The 14421-nt window shown below is 32.9% G+C and carries 13 protein-coding genes; 11 read left to right on the forward strand and 2 right to left on the reverse strand.

Annotated elements, in window-relative coordinates:
* Window positions 1-45 precede the first annotated feature (45 nt).
* The 8 genes from SM124_RS01630 to SM124_RS01665 all read left to right on the forward strand — a co-directional run bounded on the left by SM124_RS01630 (window position 46) and on the right by SM124_RS01665 (window position 9670).
* On the forward strand, window positions 46-1206 hold the full coding sequence (locus tag SM124_RS01630; protein WP_322444739.1) for a glycosyltransferase family 4 protein: 1161 nt from the start codon (window positions 46-48) through the stop codon (window positions 1204-1206).
* A gap of 61 nt (window positions 1207-1267) precedes the next feature.
* The gene (locus SM124_RS01635; RefSeq protein WP_322444740.1) at window positions 1268-2392 is read left to right on the forward strand and encodes a glycosyltransferase; all 1125 of its coding nucleotides are present in this window, start codon (window positions 1268-1270) and stop codon (window positions 2390-2392) included.
* Between the two features lie 40 nt (window positions 2393-2432).
* Window positions 2433-3722, forward strand: coding sequence for an oligosaccharide flippase family protein (locus tag SM124_RS01640; RefSeq protein ID WP_322444741.1), 1290 nt, complete (start codon window positions 2433-2435; stop codon window positions 3720-3722).
* A 7-nt stretch (window positions 3723-3729) separates the two neighbouring features.
* Entirely contained in the window at window positions 3730-5091 is a 1362-nt protein-coding gene (locus SM124_RS01645) for a phenylacetate--CoA ligase family protein (protein ID WP_322444742.1), read from the forward strand.
* A gap of 27 nt (window positions 5092-5118) precedes the next feature.
* Window positions 5119-6192, forward strand: a complete 1074-nt coding sequence (locus SM124_RS01650) for a glycosyltransferase (protein WP_322444743.1) — start codon at window positions 5119-5121, stop codon at window positions 6190-6192.
* Between the two features lie 80 nt (window positions 6193-6272).
* Entirely contained in the window at window positions 6273-7085 is an 813-nt protein-coding gene (locus SM124_RS01655; RefSeq protein ID WP_322444744.1) for a GNAT family N-acetyltransferase, read from the forward strand.
* 52 nt (window positions 7086-7137) lie between these two features.
* The gene (locus tag SM124_RS01660) at window positions 7138-8481 is read left to right on the forward strand and encodes an O-antigen polymerase (protein WP_322444745.1); all 1344 of its coding nucleotides are present in this window, start codon (window positions 7138-7140) and stop codon (window positions 8479-8481) included.
* Window positions 8482-8596: 115 nt separating this feature from the next.
* The gene (locus SM124_RS01665) at window positions 8597-9670 is read left to right on the forward strand and encodes a GNAT family N-acetyltransferase (protein ID WP_322444746.1); all 1074 of its coding nucleotides are present in this window, start codon (window positions 8597-8599) and stop codon (window positions 9668-9670) included.
* Window positions 9671-9735: 65 nt separating this feature from the next.
* Here SM124_RS01665 and SM124_RS01670 read toward each other — a convergent pair whose 3' ends face one another.
* Window positions 9736-10476: a sulfite exporter TauE/SafE family protein gene (locus SM124_RS01670; protein ID WP_322444747.1), complete on the reverse strand. Its 741-nt coding sequence runs from the start codon at window positions 10474-10476 to the stop codon at window positions 9736-9738.
* A 112-nt stretch (window positions 10477-10588) separates the two neighbouring features.
* Here SM124_RS01670 and SM124_RS01675 point away from each other — a divergent pair, with 112 nt between their 5' ends.
* The gene (locus SM124_RS01675; protein WP_322444748.1) at window positions 10589-11479 is read left to right on the forward strand and encodes a LysR family transcriptional regulator; all 891 of its coding nucleotides are present in this window, start codon (window positions 10589-10591) and stop codon (window positions 11477-11479) included.
* 21 nt (window positions 11480-11500) lie between these two features.
* Window positions 11501-12358, forward strand: a complete 858-nt coding sequence (locus SM124_RS01680; protein WP_322444749.1) for a GNAT family N-acetyltransferase — start codon at window positions 11501-11503, stop codon at window positions 12356-12358.
* A 333-nt stretch (window positions 12359-12691) separates the two neighbouring features.
* On the opposite strand, the gene SM124_RS01685 is transcribed toward SM124_RS01680, so the two are convergent.
* Window positions 12692-13606, reverse strand: a complete 915-nt coding sequence (locus SM124_RS01685) for an ArsR/SmtB family transcription factor (RefSeq protein ID WP_322444750.1) — start codon at window positions 13604-13606, stop codon at window positions 12692-12694.
* 163 nt (window positions 13607-13769) lie between these two features.
* Between SM124_RS01685 and SM124_RS01690 the strand changes: the two genes are divergently transcribed.
* Window positions 13770-14411, forward strand: a complete 642-nt coding sequence (locus SM124_RS01690) for an NAD(P)H-dependent oxidoreductase (protein WP_322444751.1) — start codon at window positions 13770-13772, stop codon at window positions 14409-14411.
* The last annotated feature ends 10 nt before the right edge of the window (window positions 14412-14421 follow it).

Consider the following 14421-nt stretch of genomic DNA (forward strand, 5'->3'; position numbering starts at 1 on the left):
AATTGGCTAACTTTTTTTGTTTAAAAGAAGGGAGGGCCGATAAAAATGAAAATTGCACACGTGTGTACTAGTAGTTATAGTCACAAAATCTTAATGGATAAATTAAGCCTATTAGTTCAAAGTGGCTATGAGGTTCATATAGTTTCTTCAAATGATGGCTACGACCAACATCTATTAGAAAAGTTTAATATTAAACCTCACTTTATTAAAATGAACCGAAAAATTAACATAAAGGATGATATTATTTCGATTTTTGAAATGATTAAATTCTTTCGAAAAATGAGATTTGACGTTGTTCATACACATACAGCTAAAGCAGGTATCATCGGTAGAATTGCGGCTAAGCTCACTAAAACCCCGGTCATTATTCATACTTCCCATGGATTACCGTTTTTTAGAGATCAAAACCCGTTCACATATAGGATGTATAAGACTTTTGAAAAAATAGGAAGTTTCTTTTGCGATGCTATTTGTTCCCAAAACGAAGAAGATATGAAAGCTCTAAAAGAAATGGCTCCAAACAAACTGGTTTTTTATGAAGGCAACGGGGTTGATTTAAATAAATTAGATCGTAGGTTAACGAGTATTACTGCAGAAGATATTGAGCAGTTAAGAATGTCTCTTGAAATAGAACAGAGCAGAAAAATTATTTTAGTTGGTGCAAGGTTTGAGCCAGTAAAAGACCATGACTTTTTGCTAAAGGGATTAAATATTTTGAAAGAAAACTATCAAAATTTCACATGTATTCTTGCGGGTGATGGACCCTTAAAAAGTGAAATTATTGAAAAGGTCCAAACGTATAATCTTGAAAAACATATAAAGCTAGTAGGTTATCAAAAGGATATCTATCCTTTAATTAAGTTGGCGGATATTGTTTCTTTAACTTCAATAAAAGAAGGTATTCCTAGAATTCTTATGGAGTCAATGGCCTGCTCGAAGCCAATCGTAGCTACAAATGTTCTTGGTACAAGAGAATTAGTATTAGACCAGTATACAGGTTTATTAGTGAATAACAGAGATGAGAATGCTTTAGCAAATAGCCTGAAGTATTTATTAGAAACTCCTTTAATGGCAATAAACTTTGGAGAGAACGGGAGAAAAGTAATTGAAGAGAAGTATACAGAAGAGATGGTAGTAAACCGATTAATAAATATTTATAACGATTTAATGAAAATAAATACTAAAGTAAATGAGGGGGAAAATTAAAGCATTAGCTACTTTTAGAGATTTTTATTTTAAAAGTGTTATAAATAGGTGGGAGAAACCAATGATCAATATTCTTTTTCTAATTACCGGTTTAAATGTAGGTGGAGCTGAAATGCAGGTTTACCAATTAATTAAAAAGCTGAAAACAGATGAAAGATACAATCCGATAGTTGTTTCAATGCTTGAACCTGGACCTATCGGTGAAAAGTTACTGGAAGCTAATGTAAAAGTGTACACCTTAAACATGCAGAGAGGGAAGGTGAATATTTCCTCCATTATAAGGTTAATAAAATTCATTAAAAATGAACATATCCAAATCATACATTCCCACTTATTTCATGCAAATATATTAGCTAGAATGATAAAAATAATTAATCCTTCTCTGAAAGTAGTAACAACTATTCACAATATAAATATAGGAGGAAGGTTAAGGGAACTTTCCCTTAAATTCACCAACTTCTTTTCAGATATAAATACAGTCATAAGTGAGAAAGCAAGAAATTATTTTGTTAATGCTAGGATTTTCTCTGAAAAAAATTTAAAACATATTCCTAATGGTGTTAATTTAAATGAGTTCCATCTTAATAGCGATCTTAGAGCTGATACAAAAGAAAAACTTGGAATTAGAGATGATTTTACGTTTTTGGCAGTAGGAAGACTTGAACAACAGAAGAACTATCCTAGTCTTTTAAAAGCCTTTTCAATCGTCTTAGAAACTAACCCAAAAAGTAGATTACTAATAGCAGGTACTGGTCCTTTGGAATATGAGTTGAGGGGGATAGCGGATGAACTAGGAATTTCCAATCATATAACATTCCTTGGATTTAGACGTGATATTCAAGCCTTAATGAACGCATCCGATGCATATGTGATGTCATCAAGTTGGGAGGGGATGCCGATCGTATTACTGGAGGCTTCAGCGGTAGGCTTGCCCATTGTATGTACGGATGTTGGAGGGAATAGTGAGGTTGTTGTTAATGGCTATACAGGCTTTCTAGTAAAACCAGACTGTCCTATTTCTCTAGCAAACATGTTGAAAGAATTAATAAAGCTACCGGAGGAAGAGAGAAGGAAAATAGGGGAAAAAGCGAAAACACATATAAAAGACAACTATGAATTGGATGTAATAGTTGATAAGTGGAAAGCCGAATATAATAGAGTTTTGAAACAAGAGGTTAGTAATTAAATATACGTAATTTAAATCATAAGAAAATCGGGTGGATATAGTGTTTCAGTTAATCAAAAATAATGCCTTCATCAGAAACGTTACCATACTAATCTCGGGGACAACAATTGCTCAAGGGTTAATGATTTTAAGCGCTCCGCTCCTTTCTCGTTTATATGAACCTGAAGTATTTGGCGTTTTTGCGTTATATTCTTCAATCATTGGAATTTTATCGGTAATGATGTCGTGGCATTATGAACTCGTGATTGTTTTACCTAAACAAAACGAGGATAGTATAAATGTAGTTGCTTTATCTTTATTTTTAGTAGCTTTAATGACTGGAATGGTTTCAGTCATTATTTTTTTTGCAAAAGATTTAATTGTTAGTTTGTCAGGAACTCCTGACTTAAATTCACTGTTGTGGTGGATTCCAATTAGTATTTTTTCCCTCGGGATATACCAGATTTTTAACTACTGGAGTATTAGAATGAAAATGTTTAAACAGCTTTCACTTTCACAACTTTTTCGAGGGGGATCCGTTGCATCCACTCAAGTTAGTGCTGGGTTTTTAGGAATGGGGAGTGCAGGTTTAATAGGAGGTCAGGTTGTCGGTCAAGTGACAGCTAGCATGATTTTAGGTTACCAAGTATTTAGGAACTTTAGTAAAGAAATATTAAGTCATATCAATTTTACAACAATCAAGAAAGTAGCAATAGAATATAAAAGGTTTCCTATGTATAGTGCTCCCCAGTCCTTGACTAATGCCATTTCTAGAAATATCCCACCTATTTTGTTAGCTGTTTTTTATGGCCCTGCAATGGTAGGATTTTATGCCATGGCTTTGAAATTAATTCAAATGCCAGTAAATGTGATTGGTGAGTCTATTAGAAGTGTACTTTTTCAACGGGTCTCTGAAAATTACAATAACAATGGTAATGTATTTTCCTTACTTGTGAAATCAACTATAAATCTTGTGAAAATTGCAATAATACCTTCAGTCATATTGTTTTTATTTAGTCCAAAGCTCTTTTACTGGGTATTAGGGGCGGATTGGTATACTGCAGGAGTATATGCAAGATGGATGACTGTATGGTTATTCTTTGGATTTATTAATATTCCTGCCTTTGTAACTGCACAAACCGTTGGATTACAAAAATATTTGCTTATTTATGAAATTTTTTTATTAATTTTTAGAAGTGCAGCATTATATGTTGGACTAAAATTTTTCAGTGCTTTTATTGGGATTTTATTATTTTGCTTAATTGCTAGTCTATTTAATTTGCTGCTAATTTTAGGTGTTGCTCTCTTTACAATGAAAATGCAAAAACGAGAACTCAACCAAAGGGGTTAATGTTGTTATGAAGGATAAGTTAGTAAAGCTCCGGTTAAATACCTCAGGAAAAATACTTAAAAATTTATCAACACTCCAAGATACAGAATGGTTAAACAAGAATCAAGTCAAATCAATCCAACAAAGGCGTTTAACAGACCTCGTGAAGTATGCACACGAAAACGTTCCATATTATCGAGAAAATCTTCCTTTTCATTCAATTATCAATAATGATGGACTTATTGATTTTAGCCAATTATCCAAAATTCCGATACTAACAAAATCGATCATTAGAAACCATTTCGAGGAATTAAAGTCAGAAAAACTAGACGCAATGAATTGGTATCAAAATACATCAGGAGGTTCTACTGGTGAACCAATTTTATTTATACAGCATAAAGAAGTTAAAGAATGGGAACAGTCGGTTAAGTTACTATTTGATGAATGGTCTGGAAAATCAATTGGGGAAAAACAAATAAGATTATGGGGTTCACAAAGAGATTTACTTGTTGGTAACGAGAACTTAAGATCAAAGTTTGGAAAATGGATGAGAAATGAAGTCTGGTTAAATGCGTTCTCACTTTCAGATGAACGAATGTTAGATTATGTTGACCAGATTAATTCAATAAAACCAGTTCAAATATTAGCTTATGCTGAGAGCATTTATGAACTCTCAGTATTTATTGAGGAACATAAACTCAAAGTCCACTCACCAAAATCAATAATGACTTCAGCTGGAACACTTTATCCTCATATGAGAGAAGTGATTGAAAGAGTGTTTAAGACAAAGGTTTTTAACCGTTACGGTTCAAGAGAAGTTGGAGATATCGCGTGTGAATGTAATCACCATAACGGTCTGCATATTTCTTCTTTAACTCACTATGTAGAAATTTTAAAAAGTGATCATTCACCTGCTGATAAAGGTGAAATGGGAGAAATCATCGTTACACCTTTAATGAACTTTGGCATGCCTTTAATCCGATATAAAATCGGAGATATGGGTAAATGGGCCGAAGAAGAATGTTCTTGCGGGAGAGGCTTACCCTTACTTAAAGAAGTTTCTGGTAGGGTGACGGATACTTTTATTACTAAAGAGAAAAAGCCAATATACGGAGCTTATTTTGCCATGTTATTTTATCACAAGGATTGGATTAAGAAATTTCAAATTATTCAAGAAGACTATGAATTAATTAAACTCTCACTTGTGTTAAAGAATCAATACGTAATGAATCCATTTGAAGTATACAGTGAAGAAATAAGCAAAATTACAAAAGACATAAAGGACGTTATGGGGCCAAATTGTGATGTTAGCTTTGATTTTTTACAAAAAATCGAGAGTTCACCTTCTGGAAAACATCGTGCTTTAATTTCAAAGGTTAAAAGAGATTAACACATATTTTTACAAAAGGAGGCAGAAATGAGAAGGAAAATTATGTTTATTGTTCCCTCACTAAGAGGAGGTGGAGCGGAGAAGGTAATGGTCACTTTATTGAAACATATTAATAGACAGAAATTTGAGGTCTTACTTGTACTCTTAACAATAGAGGGAGAATACATGAATCAGGTGCCTCCTGATGTTAGAATAATAGATTTAGGTACAAATAGGGTAAGACATTCACTTTTTTCATTGTATAAAATCATTGGTAAAGAAAAGCCAGATATTGTTTTTTCAACACAAGGTCACTTAAACTTAGGCGTTATTGCATTAAAGCCCTTTATTGGAAAAGACATAAAAATCGTTGTAAGAGAGGCTAATACACTTTCAGAACTTATAAAATACAGTTCAAAAAGGTGGATGTGGATATTTATATATAAGAATCTTTACAAAAAGGCTGATTTAGTCATCTGCCAATCAAACTATATGCTACAGGATTTAATTAAACATTTTAAACTTCCCACTCAAAAACTTGTGCAGGTCTATAATCCAGTTGATTTTGAAAACATTTGTTACTTTGCCAACAGAGATGAAAATCCATTCAAAGGTAAAGAAACTTTAAATATTGTTTCAATTGGGAGATTATCACACCAAAAGGGATATGACCGACTAATTAGATCTTTCCCACAGTTGTTGGAACTAAAACCAGAAGCAACGTTGTGGATCATTGGTAAAGGTCCATTAAACGAGGAGTTAGTACAAATTCGGGATGAGCTTGGCTTAACAGATAAGGTGTATTTTAAAGACTTTCAAGAAAATCCTTATAAGTGGTTAAAACATGCTGATCTTTTTGTTCTTTCCTCGTATTATGAAGGTTTACCAAATATACTACTTGAAGCTATTGCTTGCAGCTGCCCAGTTATTGCTCTTCATCACCCTGGGGGTACTCATGAAATCATGGAGATAACAAACCAGTTAGAACGATATATTCCTGATTTTGACTGGAAGGAAAGTTGGTTTAATCGTCCCGATGTAGATTGTAAGGAATTACTGTTTGAAGAGTTTAATGTGGAAAGAGTAGTTAACAAATATGAAAAGATATTTGAGAATTTATAAAAAAATAAAGTTAAAATTTCTTATTTTAAAAGGTTACTAATCGAGGTCAGGCAAACTTAGATATATAGGAGGAGGTAAAGATGATGTTAACCTTTAACTATAAAAACCGTTTCCTAAATTTTCTTGAGGGGACCGGCTCCGTAAACATCAATTCTTATCATAATAGCCCCTTGGATGTGCTAACAAAATATGAGCTTAAACTTGAATCTGAAGAACCTATGGTTAAGAAAGGTGAATATAAGAACTCGATTGAATTAGTTATCCCAAATTTCTTAATAGATTTAAAACCTGAAGAAGAAATTATTTTCAGAAGGATTCAAAAAAGCACAAGAGCTGATATTAGAAAGGCTATTGATGTGGATAAATGTTGTTTCTACGAAATTGAGAATCCTAATAATGAGCAAATAAAAACTTTTTCTTCTCTTTATAATTCGTTTGCAAAAGAAAAAAAGATAGCAATCTGTAACATAGAAAAATTAATAGCAATTAGGGATAAAAATTCGCTGATTATGACATATGTTACTGATATCGATAAGAACATTCTTTGTACAAGTATGTTAGTAGTCGATCGAGATTCAAGTCAGTTGTATGGTCTATACGGTTTATCCACTCATTTTATGAAAAGTAATCCAGATGAAAAAAGAAAAATAGGAAGGGCTAATAAGTACCTTCAATGGAGAGAAATTCTTTTAGCTAAAAGCAAAGGACTAAATTGGTATAATTTCGGGGGAGAAGTTAACCAAGAAGGAAGTCTCGGTGTGAATGATTTTAAAAGGAGGTTTGGCACCATAAGAGGATATGATCATAGACTGTATATACCAGTAAGTTTTTTAGGTAAAATATATGTTTATTTAATCAATCTAAAATGGAAGCGGTGCTTACGAACAAAATAATGAAGTAATTCTACTTTTGCTGTTAAATCTAATATTTGTTAGTAGGGATTGTATGGGTTACTATTCGGTTGTTTTCTCATTAATTAGTGCATCTGGAGTATTAATATTTGAAATTTTTAGACCAAAAAATCGTATTATAGACTTTTTAACGGGTGTAAATTTTGTATATTGGATGACATTTGGTATTGTCCCACTATATATATTTCTTTTTTATGAATATACGACTTGGAGTACTATTAGAAAGTTGGAATTAACTTCAGTCTCTTATTTATTGGCCTCTATATATAGCCTAGTTGGTTATCTTTGTATCATTTTTTCTTATTATTACGCTAGTAGATTTTCTATAAATGTATCGATTACGACTTACTCGATGAAAAAATTCAATAACATTAGAAGCATTCACATATTTAAAGTAGCATTAATCCTTTTTGTCCTTGGATTTACCTCATTGGTGGCTTATATTAGGCTTTTGGGTGGTCTAGAAAGCTATTTAAATTCAGGGCTAATAATCAGAAGTGGATTTAACACCACTTTTACTTCCCCCTTTATGTTTTTGAAGAATCTCGTCCCTCTACTTTACATTTCATCTTACTATTTCTATTGCTTAATGATTGAAAAAAGAGAAAATCTAACGTTGAATGTCATCCTTTTCTTAACTGCATTCATAAGTTCTCTTATGCATTTGTATCATGGGGCAGGAAGAATGACTTTTTTTATTTATTTAATCTCCTTCCCTTTAGGGCATATCGTATTAAAGAACAGGATTAACTTTCGTTTTATCATTGTTTCGATTTGGTTATTTTTTGTTATGGTAGTTTTGGGAGATCATCTATTAAGTCCTTATTCGACCCAATCTATTTGGGAAGTATTTAAAAAGGCTCTGTTAAATTTAGGTGGAACAGTTGGGGGAATTATTGAAGAATTCTCATCTCCATTTGTTAATCTAGCAAATAATATTGAACAACTTTCCATTCATTATCATTTTAGATACGGATTTAAAGATTTTATTATTGGGCTAAATGGTATTTTACCAAGCAGATTTCTTCCCTTTGAATATATGAAACAACCTAATATAGATGAATTAAATACATTATACTTTCAATCAGCCGGATCCATACCGGTAGACCTCATAACGTTTGGTTATATTACATTCGGTTTAGCTGGTGTAATAATAATCACTTTAATATTTGGAGTTCTTATTAGGTTCATAGAAGGTTTGCTATCTAATACAAATAACATCATGATGTCTATAACTTATTCTTCATGGATGATATTCATTGCTTTTAGAGTCATGTATGCAGAACCAGGTTTAGTTTATAATACAGTTTTTAAGCTTGTATTAGCACTATTCTTATTACTCTATTTCATAAGAAATAATGAGAATGAAAGAAATTAAGTTAATCAAAAAAATGATAATTAGTAATATATAAACTAATTGACACCTCTCATTTTTATACTATATTTATTTTTTTTTTGTCTTTTTTTTGATTGAAAAAAAGGTGGAGAAAAACATGTATCAAATCATTCCTTTGGAAAATAAGCATGAATGGGATTCAATAATCGATAATCTTGAGAGTAAAGATATTTATTTTTATCAAGCTTATAGTTCACTTTATAGCAAGCTTGAAAGTGGGCAGCCCTTCCTATTCGTGTTTCACAATAAGTCTGGAAATACCATTTGTTATCCATTCATTAAAAGATCGCTTAACACACTTGACTTTTTAAAAGCAGATTCTTCTTTTGAACAAGTTTACGATATAACGACCCCATACGGATACGGAGGACCACTCTATGATGTAATGGACGAGGAATCTATAAATAAATTTAGGGGAGAATTTCAAGAGTATTGTAGGGAAGAGAACATTGTAAGCGAGTTTATTAGATTCCATCCTATGTTGAAAAATCATGAACACTTATCTAACTCGCTTGAAGTATTAGCAGTTAATCAAACTATTTTTATTGATTTAACTCAAAATGAAGAGGATATATTCAATCATTATCATAAAAATCACCAAAGAAATATTAGGAAGGCTTTTGGAAATAAGCTTGAATTTAAGATATTTAAAAATAATGCGATAGACTACCTTGAGGATTTTTACCAATTATATATAAAAACGATGGATAAAGTAAATGCCCGCTCCTATTATTATTTTTCGAGGGACTATGTTAGACAATTAATCACAGGACTAAAAAACAACGTGATTATTGCGGCGGTTTTCTTTGAGGGCAAAATGATAGCCGCAGCATTATGTATGTTTAATGACAATTATTTACATTATCATCTAGGTTGCTCTAAACAAGAGACTTTAAGATTGGGAACAAATCCGTTTTTGTTCCATCACATTGCAATGTGGGGAAAAAAGAACGGCTTCCAACGATTTCATTTAGGTGGTGGGCATTCAGGAAAGGATACATTATATACTTTTAAAAATAGATTTAATCCTAAAGGTGTCTTAGATTTTTATATAGGAAAAAAAGTGCACAATGAAGATTTATATAACGAACTTGTTAGAAAATGGGGAAACTACTATGAACAACATGCTGACCATAGTTATTTTCCTGCCTATAGATATCCAATGCTTTAGGATATTTAGATTTTTACTGAATCCGTATAAAAACTAGTCTCTAATAGGAAAGAGACTAGTTTTTTCTAAATCATTTTTACTACTACTTGCACAACCAAACTAAAAATAATAAACACTAACAACTTCTTGGCCAACTCTAAAGGGATCCTCTCCGCATACTTCATCCCTAGCTGTGACCCAATAATGGAACCAGTAGCCAAGCTTAGTGCATAAAACCAATTGATGTACCCCGTACTTAAGAATACAACAAATGCCCCAAAACAACTTCCAAAAATAAGAACTCTCGTATAATGAACCGATTTTATGTATTCAACTTTCTGTGTCAGATAATAGATAATGGAGAATGTTGAAGAACCAGGACCGAATCCTCCGTCGTAAACTCCAATAAATAAAGGAATAACCTTAAATCCCTTTGAATTCAGAGCATCCTTTTTCTGATTAAAATATTGAATCCAGCTTTTGCTTTTGACGGTGACTGCTAGTGCAAAAAGTAATAGGATTAGTGCGACCATATTTATGCTTGCTTCGCTTATGTGAGAAGTGATTAACGCCCCAAGCATTCCTCCAAGAATGGTCAACATTAAGCTAGAGTTTAATATTTTAATTGAGATTTCTTTTCTTCTTAAAAGAAAAAAGATGTTGACTAATGCCGAGATTCCTGTTGAAAATTTATTTGTAGCAATTCCCATTTGAATGGGTATACCGGTTAATGCCATGATTGGTAGGGAAATGAGCCCTCCTCCACCTGCTAGTGTCCCAACAAAGGCTGAAAAAACTCCTATTATGAATAATGTTCCTAGTTCCAATGAATTCACTTCCTAATTTTATCTATCATTTATCATAAATGTTATATAATGATAAATAAAATATATATAAATTATAGATACATAAATAATATTTATAGATAGGGGATTAGTAGTGAACCTATATGCACTAAAAGTATTTGTAACGGTTGTCAAACAAGGGAGTGTTTCTGGAGCGGCGCAACGTCTCCATATTAGTCAGCCCGCTGTTACGATCCAAATTAGAAACTTGGAACGAGAACTAGGTTTTTCAGTATTTAAGAAAAAAGGTAGAGGAATTGAATTAAATGAACCAGGAACTTATGTGTACAATGAGGCTGTAAGATTATTTGCTTTAGAAAATGAGATTGAAAATAAAATTAAGTTGTACATGGAGGGACAAAATGGGTCACTAACTATCTTTTCTACTAATTTTCCTGCCACCCATTTCATGCCTCATTGGATATCACAATTTAAAAAGATTTATCCTGACATTAAAATACATATCCAATCAGGAAATACGACGACTGCCCTTGAAAAATTAAGCAACGGGGAAGTTGATTTAGCTATTATTGCTAGTTTTCATATCCCGAACGAACATGAACATTTAGAAATTATAAAGATTTTAGAGGACGAGCAATGTTTTATCGTCCCGAAAGGTCATCCTTTTGGGTCGAGGACGGTAAATCTTCAGCAAATTGTAGAAGAAGGATTTGTGTTAAGAGAAAAGGGAAGCTCAACAAGAGAGCTGATTTTCTCCCTTTTTCAAATACATCAGCTGCCTACGCCTATTATTCATGTAGAGGTAAATCGGATTGAAGAAGCGATTATGACGGTAGCTGGAGGATATGGAATGACCCTAGCGCCTAAAAAGGCAGTCATACCTTATATCGAAATGGATCTTGTTGAAGTGGTCGATGTGAGAGGAGTAAATTTAAAAAGACATATCAACTTATGTACTTTAAAAAGTAGTTCGCCTTCTCCTAGTGCAAAAAACTTTATGAGTTTGTTGTGTAATCAAAGATAACGATGAGAGGAAGGGATTAATTTGGAAGTTATAAAAGGGTTTAAAGATAATGAGAAATTAAGAAAAAGTTTTAACGAACTATCAACTACTACTTTCGGAATTAATTTTGAAAGTTGGTATCAGAAAGGATATTGGACGGAGAAGTACGAGCCTTTTTCTATTGTTGACGGAAATCAGGTTGTTGCCAATGTATCGGTCAATCACATTGACTTAATCATTGCTGGTGAGATATTACGAGGGTTACAAATAGGAACTGTCATGACTCATCCTGATTTTAGAAATAAAGGACTCTCTAGAAAACTAATGAATCATGTGTTAGAGGAATTTGAGGGGCAGTATGATGTCATGTATTTATTTGCCAATCAAACGGTGTTAGACTTTTACCCGAAATTTGGGTTTAAAGCTTTACCTGAATATCAGTATTCTATGGATTTACCTTTGGATAGTCTAGTTTATTCGAATGTAAGAAAGCTGGATGATTTGAATAAAATCTATGATTTTAGTAAAAATAGGATTCCTGTTTCGAAGGTTTTGGGGACGGAAAATACTCAAGAACTACTGATGTTTTATTGTATGTATGTTTTTACTGAAGATATTTATTACATAGAAGAGTTAGATACAATCGTGATATATAGAGCTAATGATGAGGAGCTTCATTTATTTGATGTTATGAGTCAGAGCAAGGCTGAAATCACAGAAGTATTAAAAAGAATTGTGAACGAGGAAACTAGGAGAGTAGTGTTTCATTATACACCTGACAAGGAGAATATTAATCTTAAACGTGAACAGGTAGTAGACGGTGATGTATTGTTTGTAAAAACTAAAGATGGAATTAGTTTTCCGGAATTTTTTAAGCATCCAATTACTGCGCAAGCTTAGTAGATGGTTTTGTAACTAACTTGGGTTCGCGGATAAAAGAAAAATAACGCGGATAAATTAAGTTTTTCGCGGATAAAACAAAAATAACGCGGATAAATTAAGTTTCGCGGATAAAAGAAAAATAACGCGGATAAATTAAGTTTTTCGCGGATAAAACAAAAATAACGCGGATATATATTTTTTTCCGCGGATAAAACAAAATAAACGTCGATATAACTATTTTTCAGCGAGTAAAACAACCAAACTTCTAAAAAGTTAATCAAGATAGTTAGTCTAACTTAGTAGGTTTCGCTCTTACATAACAAAAAAATAGCTGTCACTCAAAAGTGACAGCTATTTCTCTAAATAGGCATTAAAACTATCCACTAACTCCTCCATCCCAAGCGGACGATAGACGAAGGCTTCACTACAGCATTCACTTGTATGATAGGCACTTATTAATCCGGCTGTGCGGAGTAACATAATGTGATGGTGAACGGTACTTTTAGAAATATTAAAGTGCTGCAAAATCTCCGTGAATGTTTTCGGACCCTCTTTCACGAGCTTCAAAATACGAAGGCGGTTGTCGTCTCCTAGTGCTTTGGATAATCGCAGTAGTTTTTTTGAAGGTTGATCCGCCGCTGTTTCTGGTGCATCTACAGGATATTGTATATGCACAATATTTTTAAATTTCCTTGTCGTTATTAGCGGACTTGTGTGATAGGTTGGCGTCATAATTATTTGTTGCAAACCTTCGTAAGGCTCCACTTTTAATCCACCTGATACTTTTTCTACAAATACTACAGGGTCTTCCTCGTGTTCTCTTTTGTCATCCCATTCCATAACGGATTCTCTTAAAATATCCAAAATGTCTAAATCAAATGCTGAAAAATATACTTCTTCCCAAACCTTTAGTAGCTTCACATACTGATTACGTATTTTTTCTAAATCAGCAGGTAATGGATCAGAAACATAGGAAAATAATTTTTCATACAGGTTTCCTGGTTGAAGGGTTTGGAGCCAATGTAAAAATTTATTTATATCCTCTTTTTCTGGTGATTGCCAAATCAATAAATATAGATAATTGAAGCAAGGTATTGCCTTTGCATCTCCTAGCTCAACGCTGGCTGCATCTAGGTTTTCTTGCACTTTCTTTACCCAATCTACACCTAAATCAACATTTTTAATTCCTCGCTTATGAACAAACAGTTCAAGACTATTTACTAGCTCATAAATTGGTGAAAACTCAAACTCTACTTGATAACTCATCTGCACGAACCTCACGAAATACATTTTATAATCATTCTAACATGATAGAAAAAAATAATAAATGTGGAAAAATGTTGCATTTATTTTATGGTGTAATATAATGAACTTATAAATTTGTTCTATTTTTATAGAACAAAATAAAATCGGAAATGAGGCAACCAAAATGAACGTATTAATTGTTTTTTCTCATCCTTCACCCACATCGTATAACGCAGCTTTAAAAGATGCAGCTGTTGAGTCTCTAATAAGTCGGGGGGCATCTGTTAAAATTTCTGATTTATATGATATGAAGTTTAATCCTGTAGCAAGTCTTACTGATGTATCCGTCCCGAAAAATAAAGAAGACGTCCCAGAGGATCTAATACTTGAACGTGAAAAAGTGGCTTGGGCAGACTATATTATATTCCAATTTCCAATGTGGTGGACATCCATGCCTGCTATTTTAAAAGGTTGGTTTGATCGAGTATTTGCAGCTGGTTTTGCTTATGGTCCTGGTGTCTATAATCATGGTAATCTAACTGGTAAAAAAGGAATGCTGTCTTTTACAACAGGAGGTAAAGATTTTTCAAGTTATGGACTGGATCGAATCAAAGGGTCCATGGATGAAAGAATTTTTAATATCCAGCATGAAATTTTATATTTTTCAGGTTTGACGGTCTTAGAGCCTTTTATGGTTCCTTCTGGTGCAAGTGGAGAGGAAAGAAAGAGCTACATTGAAGAATTGAAAAATCGAATGGAAAGGCTTGAGGAACTTCCTGTAATCTCTTACCGTACGATTGAAGATTATAAGAAAGTACTAGTATAGAGTGGAGGTT

The sequence above is a fragment of the Robertmurraya mangrovi genome, from assembly GCF_034427655.1.
Taxonomy (GTDB): domain Bacteria; phylum Bacillota; class Bacilli; order Bacillales; family Cytobacillaceae; genus Robertmurraya_A; species Robertmurraya_A mangrovi.

Bases quoted from the DNA above. Each gene is read 5' to 3' on its own strand.
- SM124_RS01685 (WP_322444750.1), bottom strand. From the start codon at position 13,606: ATGAGTTATCAAGTAGAGTTTGAGTTTTCACCAATTTATGAGCTAGTA.
- SM124_RS01655 (WP_322444744.1), top strand. From the start codon at position 6,273: ATGATGTTAACCTTTAACTATAAAAACCGTTTCCTAAATTTTCTTGAG.
- SM124_RS01645 (WP_322444742.1), top strand. From the start codon at position 3,730: ATGAAGGATAAGTTAGTAAAGCTCCGGTTAAATACCTCAGGAAAAATA.
- SM124_RS01635 (WP_322444740.1), top strand. From the start codon at position 1,268: ATGATCAATATTCTTTTTCTAATTACCGGTTTAAATGTAGGTGGAGCT.
- SM124_RS01650 (WP_322444743.1), top strand. From the start codon at position 5,119: ATGAGAAGGAAAATTATGTTTATTGTTCCCTCACTAAGAGGAGGTGGA.
- SM124_RS01660 (WP_322444745.1), top strand. From the start codon at position 7,138: ATGGGTTACTATTCGGTTGTTTTCTCATTAATTAGTGCATCTGGAGTA.
- SM124_RS01630 (WP_322444739.1), top strand. From the start codon at position 46: ATGAAAATTGCACACGTGTGTACTAGTAGTTATAGTCACAAAATCTTA.
- SM124_RS01690 (WP_322444751.1), top strand. From the start codon at position 13,770: ATGAACGTATTAATTGTTTTTTCTCATCCTTCACCCACATCGTATAAC.
- SM124_RS01665 (WP_322444746.1), top strand. From the start codon at position 8,597: ATGTATCAAATCATTCCTTTGGAAAATAAGCATGAATGGGATTCAATA.